A 459-nucleotide genomic window follows, 5' to 3' on the forward strand; every position below is an offset into this window, starting at 1 on the left:
TGCTGTTCGTCTAGGGCAACAGAGCTTTACGATCCGAAAACCTTCATCACTCACGCGGCGTTGCTCCGTCAGACTTGCGTCCATTGCGGAAGATTCCCTACTGCTGCCTCCCGTAGGAGTCTGGGCCGTGTCTCAGTCCCAGTGTGGCCGTTCACCCTCTCAGGTCGGCTACGCATCGTCGCCTTGGTGAGCCGTTACCTCACCAACTAGCTAATGCGCCGCAGGCCCATCTTTAAGCCACAGATTGCTCCGTGTTTTATGATTCTCTCATGCGAGAAAACCAGTTATCCGGTCTTAGCTATCGTTTCCGATAGTTATCCCAGTCTTAAAGGCAGGTTACCTACGTGTTACTCACCCGTCCGCCGCTAGCTTATCCCGAAGGATAAACCCGCTCGACTTGCATGTATTAGGCACGCCGCCAGCGTTCGTCCTGAGCCAGGATCAAACTCTCCATAATAG

1 rRNA gene is annotated in these 459 nt (G+C 53.8%); it reads right to left on the reverse strand.

Features of this window, described 5'->3' with window-relative positions:
• Nucleotides 1–457, reverse strand: a 16S ribosomal RNA gene (locus L6I86_RS35545); the annotation flags it as partial.
• Nucleotides 458–459: the final 2 nt, after the last annotated feature.

The organism is Paenibacillus allorhizoplanae, assembly GCF_927798215.1.
In the GTDB taxonomy this organism is placed as follows: Bacteria; Bacillota; Bacilli; order Paenibacillales; family NBRC-103111; genus Paenibacillus_E; species Paenibacillus_E allorhizoplanae.